The organism is Paenibacillus sp. TSM33 (assembly GCF_056099025.1).
Genome location: NZ_JBLZXB010000028.1, coordinates 1 through 864, shown reverse-complemented (window position 1 = coordinate 864; position 864 = coordinate 1). Strand labels below are relative to the sequence as shown.

At 53.6% G+C, this 864-nt stretch carries 1 rRNA gene; it reads left to right on the top strand.

The features are described from left to right. Positions 1-864: ribosomal RNA gene (locus ACN6NF_RS25500) — 23S ribosomal RNA — on the top strand; the annotation flags it as partial.

The following is an 864-nucleotide window of genomic DNA, read 5'->3' as shown; positions in this document are numbered from 1 at the left end:
GGGTGATGGCGTGCCTTTTGTAGAATGAACCGGCGAGTTACGTTCCCGTGCAAGGTTAAGGTGAAGAGCTGAAGCCGCAGCGAAAGCGAGTCTGAATAGGGCGAATGAGTACGTGGACGTAGACCCGAAACCGGGTGATCTACCCCTGTCCAGGGTGAAGGTGCGGTAACACGCACTGGAGGCCCGAACCCACGCATGTTGAAAAATGCGGGGATGAGGTGGGGGTAGCGGAGAAATTCCAATCGAACCCGGAGATAGCTGGTTCTCCCCGAAATAGCTTTAGGGCTAGCCTCGGAAAGAAGAATCGTGGAGGTAGAGCACTGATTGGGTGCGGGGCCCGCAAGGGTTACCAAGCTCAGTCAAACTCCGAATGCCATAGATTTAGTTCCGGGAGTCAGACAGTGAGTGCTAAGATCCATTGTCGAAAGGGAAACAGCCCAGACCATCAGCTAAGGTCCCCAAGTGTGTGTTAAGTGGGAAAGGATGTGGAGTTGCACAGACAACCAGGATGTTGGCTTAGAAGCAGCCACCATTGAAAGAGTGCGTAATAGCTCACTGGTCGAGTGACTCTGCGCCGAAAATGTAACGGGGCTAAACACACCACCGAAGCTATGGCTTGATGCTTTGCATCAGGGGTAGGGGAGCGTTGAATGCGGGTTGAAGGTGTACCGGAAGGAGCGCTGGACTGCATTCAAGTGAGAATGCCGGTATGAGTAACGAAAAGATCTGTGAGAATCAGATCCGCCGAAAGCCTAAGGGTTCCTGAGGAAGGTTCGTCCGCTCAGGGTAAGTCGGGACCTAAGGCGAGGCCGATAGGCGTAGTCGAAGGACAACAGGTCGAAATTCCTGTACCACCGTAATCCG